Here is a 16,149-nt window from a genome sequence, read left to right on the forward strand (position 1 = left end):
GAAAAACGACCCATACCGGTCTCTAACGGTATGGGTCGTTTTCATATGATTTAAAATTCCTTTCGGCCGACGCAATCTAACCTACGGTTACCAGGCTAAATTTCTCACTCAGCTTCGCGAGCATATCCTGTGTCATTTTCTTCAAATCGTATTCCGCTTTAAAGCCCCATTCCTCTTTAGCTGCTGTTACGTCAAGGGAATTGGGCCAACTCTCGGCAATCGCTTGCCTTACAGGATCTACGTTATAATCCATTTGAAACTCCGGAATATGCTTTCTGATTTCCGAAGCGATATCCTCCGGTTCCACACTCATGGCCGTCACGTTAAATGAATTTCGATGCTTAAGTCTTGAAGCATCGGCTTCCATGAGCATAATGATCGCATGCAATGCATCTGGCATATACATCATATCCATATAAGTCCCTTTCGCGATATACGATGTATATCTGCCTTTCTGTACAGCTTCATAATAAATCTCGACCGCGTAATCTGTCGTCCCTCCCCCTGGAGGCGTAACGTAAGAGATCAGTCCAGGAAAACGAAGTCCTCGCGTATCCACACCATATTTATAGTAATAATAGTCACAAAGCAATTCACCTGATACTTTATTTATACCGTACATGGTTGTCGGTCTTTGTATCGTATCTTGCGGTGTATGATCTTTTGGAGTAGTCGGACCGAACGCCCCTATGGAACTTGGCGTGAAAAATTGACACCGAAGTTCTCTTGCGACTTCAAGGGCGTTCATGAGCCCTCCCATATTCAAATTCCAGGCCAGAAGCGGCTTTGCTTCCGCGGTCGCTGACAATAACGCAGCCAAATGAATGATCGTATCCACACGATATTTTTTAGCGATTTCAAACATCGCCTTCGCATCCATGACATCCAAGATTTCAAATGGCCCCGATTGTACAAGTTCGCTTTCGTTTTTTCTGATATCTGATGCAATCACATGTTCAGAGCCATAGATATCTCTCATTTTCATGACAAGCTCCGAACCGATTTGACCCAATGCTCCAGTAACCAAAATTTTCTTCATGAGAATGCCTCCCAAAACGGTACCCCATCAATCGATGTTTTACCTTTTAAATAACCCCCAGCTCTTTCCCCACTTTTTCATAAATGGATAATGCCCGATCCAACATCTCTTTGGTATGCGCCGCTGTCGGCATATTTCGAACCCTCCCCGTTCCCCTTGGTACGGTTGGGAATACAATCGCTTTCGCATACACGCCTTCTTCATATAGTCTTTTGCTGAATTCTTGGGTTTTAATTTCATCCCCTATAATGCATGGAGTAATCGGTGTTTGACTTTCTCCAATATCAAACCCCAGCGCCTTGAGACCTCTCTTTAAATAATTTCCGTTATCCCACAATCTATCCTGTAACTCCGTACTGTTCAAAAGTATATCGATCGCTTCAATGCAAGCAGCAACAGCTGCAGGCGGCAAAGAAGTGGAAAACAGAAAAGGTCTGCTTCTAACCTTCAGCCAGTCGATTAGATCTTTTTTCCCGGCAACATACCCGCCAACAACGCCAATCGCTTTGGAAAGAGTCCCGATTTGAAAATCAATCTTATCGGACAGGCCGAAATGTTTTACGGTTCCCGCCCCGTTACCTAATACACCGGAACCGTGCGCATCATCCACATACGTGATCAGGTCAAATTCTTCGGCGATTTCCACAATCTCAGGGAGCTTGGCGATATCTCCATCCATGGAGAACACTCCATCCGTGATCACCATGATTTTCTTATACAGTCCGGATTCTTTCGCTTCTTTCGCCTTGTTTCTTAAATCCTCCATATCTGAATGTTTGTATCGGATGATTTTAGCTTTTGACAATCTGCATCCGTCGATAATGGAAGCGTGGTTCAATTCATCGGACAGTATGGCATCATCCTTATCCATCACGGCTGATATGGCACCCATATTGCAATTGAAACCGGATTGATAAACGATAGCAGCTTCGGTATGCTTAAACTCCGCCAGCTTTTCTTCAAGTTTCACATGGATATCTAACGTCCCGTTAATCGTCCTTACCGCTCCTGAGCCTGCCCCATATTTTTTCGTAGCCTCGATCGCTGCATCAATCAACCTTTGATCGGTTGCCAAACCCAAGTAGTTATTGGACGATAAGTTAATCAACTCTTTCCCCGCAATTTTTATCATCGGTCCGTTAGCACTTTCTAACGGGTCGATTACATTATAGAGACCTTTTCCTTTTAAATCCTCCAAATGTTCTTTCAAGAAATTCTCCAATACTTTACTGGACACCAAGGATCCCTCCCAAGGTTACTATGTATTCTCATTTATTCTTTACTCATGTTGTAATTCTCAAACAAACAAATGTACACTGTATAAATACATTTAAACGCAGTGAAAATCTTTTTGTATCAACGATCTTCATTATAATATTAACACACTTCAAACAAAATGTACACATATAGAGGACAAATTATTCGTCTATTTTCAAATGCATAAAAACCCCCCGGGAATCCCGGGAGGTTCTAATGAAACATCTTCTGTACCAACTGCTGAAATGCATGGAACACTTGCTTGAAAAACTCGACGATCGCATTCGTCTCTTGCGGATGATCTTTTGCATATTGTCCGAGGGTCTGTCCGATATCTTTGATTTGGTTGCCTAAGGCTGACCAGTCGATGTGCAAGGAGTTAAGTTTTTTCAAGAGATCGATGAGAGATTGAACTTGCTCAGGAGTCAATTGAATCCCCATCTGCTGTGCAATCTGTTCGATGATCTTCCGATAATCGGCATCCGTTTGCGGATTGGATTTCTGAATTTCCTCTTTGAGCCTGCGGACAAAATCGGCGGCCAATTGTTGATTCCCAAGTTCTTTTCCTAGCTCAGACGTTTTTTGTACCTCGTCACCCGCCGCTTGAACACGGTTTTCATTCAGTTTGTTTCCGGTTGCCGATTCAAACGCTTTAAAAATCCCCGTAAGAGCAGCCGTTCCTGTCACAGGCTCGGGGGCCGTCACATAAATGTCCGCATCTTGCACCCCAGCTGTTAACAGAGCATTTTCGTACATTTCGCCGCTAACCTGGATGATATTGGGACTCTTCGTGACTGAAATCCCTTCCCCTTTATTTTTTATCGTAATTAAACAAGAAGAAAGCTCACGTCCCGTTAATTTAGTGTCCGGAAAATAGTGGACTTCATCCTGATAAGAGACGACGATCATTGTATCCTTGTCCGAATGTTTAAATTCCGTTAAAATCGATGCTTTTTCTTGCGGGGTTAAATCCGCTCCCAAAGTAATGATTCGGTTACCGGGCTGCGCGTCAGCAAAAGCTGTTTGTGCTGGCAGGGTCAAAAGGAGCAAGGTTATTGCTATTTTTCTCATTGCAATCTCTCCCGTTCTCCTGTTGAGTCGGTATTGTATCCTCCACCATTATTATTAAAGATCTATTTTTTCGCAAGAGCGAGAGAGAATGCAGTGTTTTACACGCATGATAACGCTTCCAAATTTGTCATTTCTATTTTCCCGTCAGAGAAGAAAAAAGAAAGCCGCCCCACCGATTGCAGTATGAATATCACCGTCAACATCTCCCACTCTGTTTCCATCGCGATCTCGAATGATTTTCCCATCGATTTGAGCTACTTTGTTTTTGCTCATGTCTCGAATCGAACGACCATCTACTTCTCCCACCGTAATTCCCTCAAAATTTTTTATGAAACTCCCTTCTATTTTACCGATGATCTTCCCATGGATATCTTTAATGAAGTGACCTTCAACAAATGCGATAGGATCTCCCGATACATTACGTATGCACCCCATCGTGAATCCCCTCCGTTTTGATTCATGACAAATCAGTATTAGGATATGTATGAGTTTTCCGTTTAGAATCTAATACTTGTCCTATGAATCTCACTTCTCTGGGAATGGACATCGGGGCCATCATTAGCCCCTTTAGGTGCATTATTTTGATCGCAATTTGGAATTGACAGTCATTTCTTTATGGTTGGTCGGTATTCTCCATCAGTTACAGAAACCGGAGATAGGTTTTCGCATCGTTTCTATTTGCTATGTTCACCTTCGGACGGAATGTCGGCTTCTTGAAACATCCTTTTCATGGATTCTTTTTGATGGCTATTATACTGGGCAGGTTTGTAACGCCTTTGTTTCTTCCTGTATGCATTGAGGCTTACAACTTTGCTTTTTTTCTTTTTCTTTTTCAAAAACCGCTTTCTGACCTCATGTATCTTCCTTTTCAAATGGTTATGGATCCGGTCTTTCGCGAGTAGGTAGGCCGATAACAGGACGCCGATAGAAATCCAAAGCATAAGATCACCCCAGTTTTACAGTTACGTCCCCATAACAATCAAAAAACGTTGTTGCGACATACGCGTTGATTCGTCGCCTCTGCTCAACCACCAAACCTTTGTAAGTACATATTATAAATCAAAAATTCTAAATATACTATAAAAGAGAGAAAAAAGATTGACATATCTAAAATATTTGGAATCCAGAGTATGAGTGCTTGGGTGGATGTATCGCTTTGCGCTTAGGTTCGATGAAAGTCGAACGGGCATATGCTTTGCGCTCATGCTCCGTGAAGGTCGTCATTGCGGGCATATACTTGGCGTTCATGCTCCGTGGAGGTCGTCTCGCTTGGAATATGCTTAGTTGTTGCGAGACGACCTCCAAAGTCGCTGTTTCACGCCGAGTATATGCCCCTTTAACGTTCCAAAGGAACCGAGACGACCTTCAAAGTCACTATTACGCGCAAAGCATTTGCCCTATTAACGGTTTAAAGGAAGCGGAACGACCTTCAACTCACCTCTGCGCTGCAAAGCGACACAACCCACCCAAAAGACACTCCGTTGCATTAGGAACCTTAAAATCTCTTTAACGGTTTAATCCGGATTTGAATGAACAGAGACCTAATCCTCAAAGTAGTAGTTAAAAGTGATCGGAAACTCTTCGGCGTTACCGGATTCAAAATGAATTTCACCCCGGATGCCTTTCAAATCTCCGGTTCCGGAACCAGGAACGACCGTACGCTTTGATGTGAGAATTCCATTTTCGAATTTTCCAAGATGCTCCAATATGAAGCTCCCTGATTTATCGCCAACATGCCCGGTAATGCGTTCCAAGCCGTAGACAGTGGCAGATGCTTCCGAAAAATAGGATTTCAACTCTTCTAACACACCTTCGCCCTGAAGCTCCCCTTGATACAATGAAACAAAACTTCCCTTTGTGAGCTTTGGACCTCCATCGATTTCACTAAAAGGTATTTCGTTCCCATATTTTATTTTGAGGATTGAATTCGCTTGTGATTTCATAATTTCATAAAACCTCCAAAAGCATTTTTACGGTGTATTATACACCACCTTAGCAATTGACAACCGATTTTGATAAATAACAAAACGCCCGAAAAAACGGGCGTTTTCAGATTGAGCTTTCACGTGCTCTTCAAAAGTTAAAACATGCGCTTGACCGCGGAGATATGTCTATACCAATAGGATCCTGGTTTTAAAGGAAGATAAGAGCATTTTCCTGTTCCGCCACCCATTTGAATCATTTGACCATTCCCCATATAAATGCCGACATGTCCTCCATTGTTGAAGCAAACCAAATCGCCTTCTTGCATTTGACTTACTGGGACCGGCACCCCAACCCGTTGATACTGCATCCGACTGGACGTTGTAAACAGATACCCAAGAGCATGGTGATACACATATTCCACATAGTTTGAACAGTCGAACCCTACTTGTCCTCTATCCTCGTTATGTCCCCATACATATCTTTCTCCTAGCTTCGATTCTCCGACTTGACGCAATGCGGCTACTTTGTCTGCGTGACTGGCGTTTATAGGTGCTAGAGGTGTAATGTTTGGATCGATTCGAACGCCCCTTGGCGGTATCTGAATACCAGATGTTTGCATTGTGTTAGGACTAGGTACAGTGTTCTCCGTAATAGGACTCGGTGTGCCTTCATTTCGATCCGTTTGAGCTGGGACGGACAGCAAGGTGTTGTCTCCGCTCTTTACCGTAATTTTTTCGGCTCTTGTATTGGGATGAATATACTGCAGAAAATCGCGAAGTGCGTCAGTGTCTCTCATGTTGATTACATACTCGTTGCCAGCTCTTTTCACATCAGACTCTGAGATCGGCTTTGTACGCAAAATAATCTCGTTTCCATTTACCACATACTCTGTGCTCTCCACTTTGACGAGGTTTGTTCCCTTTTGCATTTCCTGACTCTGTGTTTTCGGTGGCGTCTGCTGTTTCGGTTCTCCCAACCGAACCCCTTGACAACCCGTGACTGTAAATAAACATAAGAAAATAATGGGCCATTTACGCATACATATCCTCCTTCTACGGCTTCTAGGTATACATTGGCCCATTACTCCAATTTTATACACCACAGTTTAAACCAACATCATATGAAGAATATGAATGAGATTGTATGATAGTCAGATTCTATAGTAGATACATTCAATTGATACATATGAGATGAGTATCCCTCTACGTTTGTTCTACTAATTTGTGAAATTTTTGTGTAATACAAATTATATCATTTTTCAACAAATTTCTTGAGTATAATTGTATATAGGAGTCTCAATTTGTCATATGGAAGGTGATCGTGATGATGTATAAAGTCGGACAGTGGAGACGCCTCACGATGCAAGAGCGATACCTCATTTTGTGCGGTATTGTTGCCCTTCAACAAAAGAAGAAACAAATGGCGCTGAAATATTAATCATCTTGCTTTCAGTTGATCCCTTTGATGGTGTCATATATAGATGTGTGAGTCCATAACAAAAGGGGTTCCTTGTTACAAGGAGCCCCTTTTTGATTGATTTAACATAAGCAGGTATCTTTAGTAAAATAAAAGATAACGATCATTTCATTCCGAGCTCCAATGAGCTCTCCATGATCACCTCATCACTTTGAAGGAAGGATGTTTTCGCTTGTTTTACTTCACCACTGCTTTATACAGTGAAGCGAAACCATTGATCGACTACTTTCAACTAAAGAAACTCCATTCATCGACACGCTTTCAAATCTTTGCTAACGAGAAGATCACACTTATCATCACAGGTGTAGGGATATTTTCTGCTTCGATTGCAACCGCGCATCTACTTACTTTAAACCGTGTGAAAGATGAGGATATTTTCATCAATATAGGGATTTGCGGAACGGCACACGACCATTTCCAAATCGGTCAACCCCTTCTTTGTCATACGATCATTCATCACGATACGAATCAAACTTTTTATCCTGACATTCTCATCAAACATAATCTGAAGGAATGCGCGCTGGAAACATTTTCACAACCTGTTCACCTCGATATGAAAACATGTATCACAGGTGATGTTGTTGATATGGAAGGAGCCGCATGCTTCGCTGCAGCCTCGACCTTCCTTGCTCCCCATCAAATCTATGTTTTAAAAATCGTTTCCGATTTTTTAGATGAAGCGCAGATAACACCACAATCGGTTTCTTCTTTAATAAAAGACAACATACCGGCACTCGAACGACTGATGCGAGCAAGTCACGGGATCGTAGCGGGAAACAAGGAAATCTTGATGGAAGAGGATTATCTCCTGTTGCAACAGATTCGCGATCAATTACACTTGTCTGTAACGTTATACCACCAACTGATGCAACTGGCTATACAGTATAAAATCCGCACGAGGCAGGATCTCTCCTGTCTACGGGCTTTTTTGTCCGTTCATGCAGAATCCAAGCACGAGGGGAAGATGGCTTTTGCAAAAATCAAAAGACAGCTTCTTTACGAATGATTTTTCACACATCTACATCGAAAAAGAAGCCTGGAAGTATCCATTGACACAAACGATCCTCCAACGATTCCCGCATGCGAACCGGATTGAAATCGATCGATACCAAGATGTTTTTAACCGTTCCAAGCAGAATTTCTTCTTACAAAAGCACGCTCCGAAATTGATTTTGGCAGTCAAAAAAGCTCCCTTTCTGTATCGCGGGGCGGAAGTCTGTCATGATTTTGGCAACACCTATTTCTATTACACTTCATCCGCGTTAAATTGTCTGTACAACTGCGAATACTGCTTCTTACAGGGCATGTTTCCTTCGGCAAACATCGTCCTGTTCGTGAATATCGACGATTACTTTACGGAAGTTTCCCATACGTTGCAGAAACATCCGGTTTATTTGGCGATCTCTTACGAAACAGACCTCCTGGCCTTCGAAAGAATCGCTCCGTATGTATCCAAGTGGATCGATTATGCGAGAGAACAAGAAGATCTGCTGCTTGAAGTCCGCAGTAAAAGCGCCAATTACACAGCCATCCAACATCTCGAACCGGCTTCGCAAGTGATCTTGGCATGGACTCTTTCGCCGGATGCAGTCATCCAACAATTCGAAGCGGGAACGCCAAACCTTACAGCGAGATTGAAAAGTTTACGCCAAGCAATCGATGATGGTTGGAAGGTTCGCATCTGTTTCGATCCTGTCCTGCATATTGAAAATTGGCAAGAACATTACCGCGAATGTATCGAACGTACGTTCTCGGTCGTGCCAGCAGAAAAAATCCAGGACATCAGCATCGGGGTTTTTCGCATTCCCCGCGATTATCTCAAAAAAATACGGAAGCATCGCACTGATTCTGCTCTGCTTCACTACCCTTTCGAAAGTCATGACGGCGTTTTCAGTTATCCGCATGAGATCGCTAAACAGCTCATCGATCACGTGTACCAACATGTGAACACGTACGTTCCAAAAGAGAAGATCTACATTTGATAAAGAATGGAGAGGTTAAAACATGCGAGCAGCTGTGGTTACTGGGGCTTCTTCAGGAATCGGACTGCAGATCGCCAAAAAACTGATCGCGTTACACTTTAAAGTATACGGGATTGCGCGGGATTTCTCGAAAACTTCTTTTACCCATGAACAGTTTGTTCGGATCACCTGTGATATCACGAACACAAAACAATTATGTAAAACGATCGAAGAGATCAAACAAAATAACGATGAGATCTATCTTTTAATCAATAACGCTGGGGTCGGTTATTTTGGCCCACATGAACAATTGAAACCGTCACAAATCGAAGCGATGGTGGCGACCAATTTGCAGGCACCCCTCATCGCAACCCAACTCTTATTACGGAATATCAAGCAGTCACAAGGGTATATCATCAACATCTCTTCCATTACCGCCAAAAAGTCCAGCACGCACGGTTGCGCATATGCGGCAACCAAAGCTGGTTTAACCCATTTCGCTACCAGTCTGTTTGACGAAATTCGAAAAACCGGGGCTAAAGTGATAACGATTCATCCGGATATGACGCGTACTCCGTTTTATGATCATCTTGATTTTCGGGAAGGAGATCTTCCTGAGAGCTACATCACCGCCGAATGTATTGCGGAAGCAGTGGAAACGATTTTAAATCAGAGGGAAGGAACTGTCATCACCGAAATGACGATACGTCCGCAAAAACATATGATCACGCGAAAGGAAAAGAAAAAATTGAAAGCACATGACGATTTACTTTTGTAAGGGGAATTCCCCTTTACAAAAGTAAATCAGACAAATATTTTTTGACCTCACGTAATGTATCCCCAATCGGACGATGAATCACCAGATCGAACAGCTCATCCATCTCGGTTTTTTCTTTATTAATGAGAACACTTTTTGTACGATGATTCATTTGTGCGATTCGCGGCAAATAATTGACCGGTGAAACTTGTAAGGATGAGCCTGCGACAACAAACAAATCGGCACAGGCGACTTCTTCCGCCGCGAGTTCCATATGTCTCACCATATCGCCGAACAACACCACGGAAGGTTTTAATATCGTGTGGCAAATCGTTTCGTTATCAATTCTCTTTTGGCAACGAGGGACATCTTGCTGATTGATATCCTGTAACTGATATTGGCTTTGACACTTCGGGCAATAAGATGTCCGCAAGGTTCCATGCAACTCATATACGCGAGTGCTCCCTGCCGATTGATGCAGACCATCCACATTTTGTGTCAAAATGGTTACATCTTTCCCGCCTTTTTCAAGTTCCGCAAAAAACAAATGACCGAAATTGGGAGAAAAGTTTCCCATTAACTTGAGTTGAAAGATCTCTTTAAATGCCGACCAGAAACGTTCGGGATCGCGTTTAAAAAAGTCTCTGGAAATCACCTGTTCCATCGACTGGTATTTTGTCCATCTTCCATCTTGCGAACGAAAATCAGGAATCCCCGATTCCGTGCTGATGCCCGCTCCTGTCAGAACGACGATTTTTTTCGCATGTTCGATCCATTCCGCAAGTTGTTGAAAAGAAACGTCGATGCTCATGATCTCCCCCGCTTATCCCTTGATGACCTTGATGTAGACCGTCCGATGTCTCGGCCCGTCAAATTCACAGAAATAGATCCCCTGCCACCTTCCAAGAATCAAACGACCCTTTTCGATCAGAACCGTTTGCGAAGCTCCCATCGTGCTTGCTTTTAGGTGAGAAGCAGAGTTCCCTTCCGAATGGCGGTATTTTTCGTGTTCCCAGGGATAGACTTCATCCAATCTCATCAACATGTCGCGTACTACATCAGGATCCGCATTTTCATTGATCGTAATGCCAGCGGTCGTGTGCGGGCAGTAAACGATAGCAATCCCTTCATCGATGTTCTCTTTTCTTACCACTTCCGCAACATTCGCCGTAATCTCGATGAACTCATCCCTTTTTGATGATTGGAGGGTCATTTTATGCACCATACGAACGTTCCTTTCCGATAATTATTCTGACGCTGGAGAGGTGAGATCAATCCTTAAACAGAGGGATTACATCCGCATCTCCCGTAATAATTGATTGATATACGAAGGCACCTTCATCATGCGCACGCCGTACCAGCTAAAGATTTCTCCATCGACTAAAATCACTTTCATCTCAGGGAATAACTGTTGCAACTCATCCTTATGCGAATCCGTAAAAGGGAAAGGTTCGGATGGTAAAAACAGAAAATCAGGAGCTGCTTGTTTCAAATCATCCTCTGTGACAGATGGGTACCTTCCTTCATAGTCCCTAAACACATTCGTGAAACCGCATGTTTCAAGAATGGAATGGATGTATGTGTGATTGCCCGCAACCATAAACGGTTTTTTCCATATGAGATAAGCGACTTTGCAATCTCGAACTTTCGGCATGTTTTTAAACTGTTCTTCAATCTCTTCGACGTAATGGCGCGCCTTCTCTTCCCTGTTCGTCAAAAAGCCTAGATCCCGAATCAAGCGGAGCGCACCCGCGTAATTTTCTACATCTGCGACAAAAACGGGAAAATCGCGTGAAAGAGATTCGACCATTTCTTTTGTATTTTCTTCTTTTTCCGCAATGATGAGATCGGGATTCAGCGTTCTGATGAGATCTTCTTGTATTTTTTTCGTCCCGCCTACATTCGTCACCTGCTTTACTTTGTCTTCAGGATGAATACAATACCGCGTTTTCCCTACAATTTGTTCCTCAAGATCCAAAGCAAATAACGTTTCAGTAATCGACGGGCACAAGGATACAATCCTTCGAGGCGGAAATTCAAACTCAATGGTTCTTTGCAAATGATCTTTGAATATTTTTTTCATGGATGCACCCCACTGATCGTATTCAATAACCTGCCTCCATCAAATCGTTTTCACTAAGAGTTTACGCAACACGGGTGTCAAATGATGGGGCAACTCTTCCACCTGTGGCACCAAGAGACTATAAGGGCCGTATATGTTATGCATCGTTTGCCGTTCACTCTCACTGATCTCCCCGTTCGCCAAAAAAATACCGATCACATCCATACCGAGGCGACGTGCCTGCAAAACCGCCTGATACGTATCGAGAATTCCGTCATCGCTGTAATTTGTGGCAGCGGGTTCACCATCTGTGAAAACCAACAGGATCTTGTGCTTTTCGCTCCGTTGCTGCAACAAGCGAGTCATGACGCGGATCGCGTAACCGTCCCGATTATCTTGTTCCGGAGATAATTGCAGCAAATTCGGTCCACTCTTCCGCGATAAAGAAGATGGAAAATCGATAACGACCTGAAACATATTCGGATAGTCTGCATCGGACGCATGATCGGAATCTTCCCAGTAACCCACAATCGCATGAGGAATTCGTAAAGAGCGCAACACTTCATGAAAGAGTGTGATTCCCAATTTCGTTTCATACATTTTATTCGCCATGGAAGCGGAACAATCGACTAACATCAGAAAAGCAGCATCGATTTGATGGATCGGGTTCCTTTTTTTATAAAAGAGACGCAATTGTTGATCTGTGAACATGTGTGTGAGTTTTTTGCTCAACCGCCCAAATGGCAATTTTTCTTCACTCGCCGTTTTTTTCTGCTCGAGTGTCATTTGAATGCTGCGCATCAGCTTTCGTTGAAAAGGGGTGATCTGTTCCACCATTTGAGCATATGCATACATATCTTCCGAAGAAGGAAGATCGGGATCTAGAAACACAGACCTCGCTAAACGATTGATTTCTCCGTAATCCTCTGATTCTCCTGCCATTCGATCGGCTAACTGTTGCATGAGTGGCTCATTATCCGAATAATCATTTTGTTGCGAGAAACGTGTGGAACCTTGTACCAGTGCCATCGCTTGATCCCCTGGATCGGATTCGCGAACCGTCTCGCTCATACGATCGCTTGGTACTCCTTGCTCCAGTTCAAATTGCAGAAATCCCTGCGTTTGTTCCTTCGTTTCCCGATGCCAAGTCGGAAGTTTTTCCTTCGCTTTAAAGCTATCTTCCTGGTGGGATACGTTTGTCTTGTCGTCGTTTTTCAGTCTCTTACGACGTCTGATTTCTTCCATAAATTCACTTGGTTGTATCGCTTGATGGAACGGCTTTTCCGTTCCGTTATATGCATGTGTGGAAAAATAGGAAGTAACCATATCCTTCGAGATGGCCGAGCAAACGATATCGACGATCTCGTGACACACGCTGGCAACCTCTTGGGTTGATTTTGTTTCGTTGACGCGTTCCAACCAGGGGTGCGTCTGTTGTAAAACGTTTAAAAGAGAGTCAGGCAATTCAGGGTCGATCCTTGCGGTTGCATGCCACAAATAAATCGACGCAAATAGAGCATCCGCTTCTTCCCTTCTCATGAGATGCACGCGGGTCTGTTTCTTAAAATAGTCCGAATAGAGTCTTCTACGTTTCGAAAACACGCGAACAGTTCCCGGACGAACACGTTTACAGATTTTTTCGAGACGAAGATCCTCACAGAGTGCGAATAAGTTTTTCGCAAAGCGCGGTAAAGGACATGCAGACACTCGCTCCAGGAAAATGCGAATATCAAGCGTATTGGAAAACCAGGCGCTTCCAATGCAGCGCAAATACACATCGCTTTTCATCCCCGAACATTGGTCGTCCGCCGGATAATCGCTCCAAAATTGACTGATATACAATGTGTCCCACTCCGCATGAAGCGAAGAATGATAAGATACGTCCAAATGTAAATCGTCACTTTGCATGAGCGTTCGTGCCAAATCCAATAGTTGCATGCGCAAGAATGAATCCACCGAAGTCACTCCCAGAATAATGTTTCGGCAAGATTGCGTACGGCGGCTTGTTCCCGTTCGTCCTCGAGCTTATCGATAATCGCCCGTTGAATGGCACGAAGGGGAGGCAGGAATACAGACAGATCACATGCATCGATCAAAGCTCGAACGGAAGCAACATCATCCGAAAGCTGTCCCATCTTTGTGAGTACAAGCAGATCTGCGGAAAAACGGACAAAAAGTTCGAGCAAATTCTCATCTTTCAATAGAGAACGATTGCGCAATAATTGTTTTAACGAGTCCCCTTGCAGATACGGAACATCGATAACAACAAAACGATTTTTCAACGCTTCATTCAACGGAACCGTTCCGATGTAACCGACATTAATCGCGGCGATCACGCCGAAACCTTCTTTTGCGCGTACAACTTCTCCTGTGAACGGGTTTGTGATCATTCGCCGATGATCGAGAACCCCGTTAAGGATCGGCAATGCTTCCGGCTTTGCCATATTGATTTCGTCGATATAAAGGAAATGCCCTTGTTTCATCGCCTTGATGATTGGACCAGGAACAAATTCTACCAGAGGCTGGTTATTTCGATGAACGATGGTTTTAAAGCCTAGCAAAGCTTCCACATCCAAATCGATCGAGCAATTGACCGAATGTAACGGTTGACAGAAAAGGTATGATAGAAATTCTGCCAGCTTTGTTTTCCCCGACCCTGTCGGCCCTTTCAGCAAGACATTTTTGCCAAGATAAAGCGCGAGAACGGCATCCAATAACACCGTTTCGTGCGGAGTCCGATAACCAGGTGTACCCACAAGCAGACGCTCTTCTTCAGATAAAAGACTTTTTCGCTCCGTGTGCCAGTGCTCGATTTTAGCGCGTACATGATCAGGAATCTTCAATTCGTATAATTCTTCTGGAAATAATTCTGCAGGCATGAATCCGTTCCTTTCCATTTCAATCTCGTTGCGTTCAAATGACCGTATAAAAGAAAAGCCCGTCAAATCAAGGGCTTTTTCATGCTTCAATCATATCATAAATGAAATTCGAGTCACTCATATTCTTTGGTGTGCGAAATTTCATTCAAATTATATCTGATATTTTGTTTTTGATGTAAAATAAAAGGGAGTCGAAATACATAAGATTCGTTCAGTGTGATTCCATCCCATCAAGTGCAAGGAGGTATCCGTTATGGAACATCGTCTGTATATCAACGGCCAGTGGCGCGAGGCTGCCGACAAAAAGCGTTTCCCCGTAACAAACCCGGCTACCGGCGAAATCATCGGTGAAGTGGCTGACGCTTCCGCAGATGATGCCAAGCTGGCGGTGGAAGCGGCCTATCAGGCATTCAAATCCTGGTCGCAAGAAACCGCCCGCACACGCTCCATTTTGTTGTATAAATGGTATCAGCTCATCGTACAACACGCGAACGAATTGGCTAATCTTATGACAACAGAACAAGGAAAACCGTTGAAAGAAGCCGAAGGGGAAGTTCTCTACGCGGCGGATTTCGTCCTCTGGTATGCGGAGGAGGCGAAACGAATCTACGGGGATCTCATTCCGGCTTCCTCCTCGAGCAAACGCTTACAAGTCATTCATCAGCCAGTAGGTCCTGTTTTTGCCATCACGCCTTGGAATTTTCCTGCCGCAATGATCACGCGTAAAATCGCGCCCGCACTTGCCGCCGGTTGTACTGTCATTGTTAAACCGTCGGAAGAAACTCCACTCACTGCTATTCGTTTGGTTCAATTGGCGGAAGAAGCGGGGTTCCCTGCAGGAGTCATCAATCTGGTGACGGTAAGCGATCCCCGGGAAGTGAGCGACCTGCTCCTTTCTCATCCGCTTGTACGCAAGGTTACGTTTACAGGTTCTACAGAGGTAGGAAAATTGCTGATGCGCAAATCGGCGGACACGGTGAAGCGCGTCTCGCTCGAATTGGGAGGACATGCACCTTTCATCGTTTTCTCTGATGCCGACCTCGATCAAGCGGTTGACGGTGTGATCGCTTCCAAATTCCGCAATGCCGGGCAAACGTGTGTCTGTGCAAACCGAATTTTCGTAGAAGAGTCCATCCTTGAATCGTTCCTGCAAAAGTTTCGAACCAAAGTAGAACAATTACAAGTAGGTCAAGGTCAGCAACAAGGTGTGGAGATCGGACCATTGATCAATCGGGACGCGGTCGAGAAGGTTGAACGTCATGTGCAAGACGCTTTAGAAAAAGGTGCGCGGCTTGTATGTGGAGGACAGAGATTACTGGATGACAAATATAAACATGGTCATTTCTATCAGCCGACGATTTTGGCTGACGTGACTCGCGATATGTTGATTTCGAAAGAAGAAACGTTCGGCCCGGTCGCACCTGTTTATTCCTTCCGTACGGAAGAAGAGGTTTTGGAACTGGCAAACCATCCGGAATATGGGCTTGCCGCTTACGTATATACTTCAGACCTTGGAAGATCGGTACGCATGTCGGAAAAGCTGGAATATGGGATTGTCGGAATCAATGACCCGATTCCTTCCGTTGCACAAGCACCGTTCGGCGGCTTCAAGCAAAGCGGTTTAGGACGTGAAGGCGGCAAATACGGCTTGGAAGAGTTTCTTGAAATAAAATATGTATCGGTTCAGATTTAGAAACGAATCGTTTGCGGTTTCGGCTCGA

Annotated in this window: 16 protein-coding genes; 4 read left to right on the plus strand and 12 right to left on the minus strand. The window is 44.0% G+C overall.

The window, feature by feature from the left end; genetic code table 11:
* Positions 1 to 76 precede the first annotated feature (76 nt).
* The 7 genes from DNHGIG_RS18620 to DNHGIG_RS18650 form a co-directional block, all read right to left on the minus strand.
* Positions 77 to 1,039, minus strand: coding sequence for an L-threonine 3-dehydrogenase (locus DNHGIG_RS18620; RefSeq protein ID WP_282201008.1), 963 nt, complete (start codon positions 1,037 to 1,039; stop codon positions 77 to 79).
* A 46-nt stretch (positions 1,040 to 1,085) separates the two neighbouring features.
* Complete coding sequence (locus tag DNHGIG_RS18625; protein WP_282201009.1) at positions 1,086 to 2,276, minus strand: glycine C-acetyltransferase; 1,191 nt, start codon at positions 2,274 to 2,276, stop codon at positions 1,086 to 1,088.
* 233 nt (positions 2,277 to 2,509) lie between these two features.
* Entirely contained in the window at positions 2,510 to 3,367 is an 858-nt protein-coding gene (locus DNHGIG_RS18630) for a DUF1002 domain-containing protein (protein WP_282201010.1), read from the minus strand.
* Between the two features lie 144 nt (positions 3,368 to 3,511).
* Entirely contained in the window at positions 3,512 to 3,802 is a 291-nt protein-coding gene (locus tag DNHGIG_RS18635; protein ID WP_282201011.1) for a 5-fold beta-flower protein, read from the minus strand.
* Positions 3,803 to 4,041: 239 nt separating this feature from the next.
* Positions 4,042 to 4,308 (minus strand): hypothetical protein, encoded by a 267-nt coding sequence (locus tag DNHGIG_RS18640; protein WP_282201012.1) that lies wholly within the window; start codon positions 4,306 to 4,308, stop codon positions 4,042 to 4,044.
* 600 nt (positions 4,309 to 4,908) lie between these two features.
* Positions 4,909 to 5,310 carry a DUF3224 domain-containing protein gene (locus DNHGIG_RS18645; RefSeq protein WP_282201013.1) on the minus strand — a complete coding sequence of 134 codons (402 nt, stop codon included), beginning with the start codon at positions 5,308 to 5,310 and terminating at the stop codon, positions 4,909 to 4,911.
* A 137-nt stretch (positions 5,311 to 5,447) separates the two neighbouring features.
* Positions 5,448 to 6,332: a C40 family peptidase gene (locus tag DNHGIG_RS18650; RefSeq protein ID WP_282201014.1), complete on the minus strand. Its 885-nt coding sequence runs from the start codon at positions 6,330 to 6,332 to the stop codon at positions 5,448 to 5,450.
* Positions 6,333 to 6,941: 609 nt separating this feature from the next.
* On the opposite strand from DNHGIG_RS18650, the gene DNHGIG_RS18655 reads away from it, so the two are divergent.
* From DNHGIG_RS18655 to DNHGIG_RS18665, 3 genes are read left to right on the plus strand one after another with little or no spacing between them, the layout of a single operon-like run.
* A complete protein-coding gene (locus tag DNHGIG_RS18655; RefSeq protein ID WP_282201015.1) occupies positions 6,942 to 7,775 on the plus strand; it encodes a 5'-methylthioadenosine/S-adenosylhomocysteine nucleosidase family protein in 834 nt (277 codons plus the stop codon).
* On the plus strand, positions 7,741 to 8,751 hold the full coding sequence (locus DNHGIG_RS18660) for an SPL family radical SAM protein (RefSeq protein ID WP_282201016.1): 1,011 nt from the start codon (positions 7,741 to 7,743) through the stop codon (positions 8,749 to 8,751). The genes DNHGIG_RS18655 and DNHGIG_RS18660 overlap by 35 nt, the downstream gene beginning before the upstream one ends.
* A 22-nt stretch (positions 8,752 to 8,773) precedes the next feature.
* On the plus strand, positions 8,774 to 9,508 hold the full coding sequence (locus DNHGIG_RS18665) for an SDR family oxidoreductase (RefSeq protein ID WP_282201017.1): 735 nt from the start codon (positions 8,774 to 8,776) through the stop codon (positions 9,506 to 9,508).
* A gap of 13 nt (positions 9,509 to 9,521) precedes the next feature.
* Here the strand turns inward: DNHGIG_RS18665 and DNHGIG_RS18670 are convergent, their stop codons facing one another.
* The 5 genes from DNHGIG_RS18670 to DNHGIG_RS18690 form a co-directional block, all read right to left on the minus strand.
* Positions 9,522 to 10,298 (minus strand): NAD-dependent protein deacylase, encoded by a 777-nt coding sequence (locus DNHGIG_RS18670; protein WP_282201018.1) that lies wholly within the window; start codon positions 10,296 to 10,298, stop codon positions 9,522 to 9,524.
* A gap of 12 nt (positions 10,299 to 10,310) precedes the next feature.
* Entirely contained in the window at positions 10,311 to 10,712 is a 402-nt protein-coding gene (locus DNHGIG_RS18675; RefSeq protein WP_282201019.1) for a secondary thiamine-phosphate synthase enzyme YjbQ, read from the minus strand.
* A 66-nt stretch (positions 10,713 to 10,778) separates the two neighbouring features.
* Positions 10,779 to 11,570, minus strand: coding sequence for an ABC transporter substrate-binding protein (locus tag DNHGIG_RS18680; protein WP_282201020.1), 792 nt, complete (start codon positions 11,568 to 11,570; stop codon positions 10,779 to 10,781).
* 39 nt (positions 11,571 to 11,609) lie between these two features.
* On the minus strand, positions 11,610 to 13,505 hold the full coding sequence (locus DNHGIG_RS18685; protein ID WP_282201021.1) for a vWA domain-containing protein: 1,896 nt from the start codon (positions 13,503 to 13,505) through the stop codon (positions 11,610 to 11,612).
* A 5-nt stretch (positions 13,506 to 13,510) separates the two neighbouring features.
* Positions 13,511 to 14,428 (minus strand): ATP-binding protein, encoded by a 918-nt coding sequence (locus tag DNHGIG_RS18690; RefSeq protein ID WP_282201022.1) that lies wholly within the window; start codon positions 14,426 to 14,428, stop codon positions 13,511 to 13,513.
* 253 nt (positions 14,429 to 14,681) lie between these two features.
* On the opposite strand from DNHGIG_RS18690, the gene DNHGIG_RS18695 reads away from it, so the two are divergent.
* Positions 14,682 to 16,121, plus strand: a complete 1,440-nt coding sequence (locus DNHGIG_RS18695; protein WP_282201023.1) for an NAD-dependent succinate-semialdehyde dehydrogenase — start codon at positions 14,682 to 14,684, stop codon at positions 16,119 to 16,121.
* The last annotated feature ends 28 nt before the right edge of the window (positions 16,122 to 16,149 follow it).

This window comes from Collibacillus ludicampi, from assembly GCF_023705585.1.
Taxonomy (GTDB): domain Bacteria; phylum Bacillota; class Bacilli; order Tumebacillales; family BOQE01; genus Collibacillus; species Collibacillus ludicampi.

Coding starts and splice junctions, on each gene's coding strand:
- DNHGIG_RS18620 (WP_282201008.1), bottom strand. CDS start 1,039: ATGAAGAAAATTTTGGTTACTGGAGCATTGGGTCAAATCGGTTCGGAG.
- DNHGIG_RS18630 (WP_282201010.1), bottom strand. CDS start 3,367: ATGAGAAAAATAGCAATAACCTTGCTCCTTTTGACCCTGCCAGCACAA.
- DNHGIG_RS18635 (WP_282201011.1), bottom strand. CDS start 3,802: ATGGGGTGCATACGTAATGTATCGGGAGATCCTATCGCATTTGTTGAA.
- DNHGIG_RS18640 (WP_282201012.1), bottom strand. CDS start 4,308: ATGCTTTGGATTTCTATCGGCGTCCTGTTATCGGCCTACCTACTCGCG.
- DNHGIG_RS18645 (WP_282201013.1), bottom strand. CDS start 5,310: ATGAAATCACAAGCGAATTCAATCCTCAAAATAAAATATGGGAACGAA.
- DNHGIG_RS18650 (WP_282201014.1), bottom strand. CDS start 6,332: ATGCGTAAATGGCCCATTATTTTCTTATGTTTATTTACAGTCACGGGT.
- DNHGIG_RS18665 (WP_282201017.1), top strand. CDS start 8,774: ATGCGAGCAGCTGTGGTTACTGGGGCTTCTTCAGGAATCGGACTGCAG.
- DNHGIG_RS18670 (WP_282201018.1), bottom strand. CDS start 10,298: ATGAGCATCGACGTTTCTTTTCAACAACTTGCGGAATGGATCGAACAT.
- DNHGIG_RS18675 (WP_282201019.1), bottom strand. CDS start 10,712: ATGGTGCATAAAATGACCCTCCAATCATCAAAAAGGGATGAGTTCATC.
- DNHGIG_RS18680 (WP_282201020.1), bottom strand. CDS start 11,570: ATGAAAAAAATATTCAAAGATCATTTGCAAAGAACCATTGAGTTTGAA.
- DNHGIG_RS18690 (WP_282201022.1), bottom strand. CDS start 14,428: ATGCCTGCAGAATTATTTCCAGAAGAATTATACGAATTGAAGATTCCT.
- DNHGIG_RS18695 (WP_282201023.1), top strand. CDS start 14,682: ATGGAACATCGTCTGTATATCAACGGCCAGTGGCGCGAGGCTGCCGAC.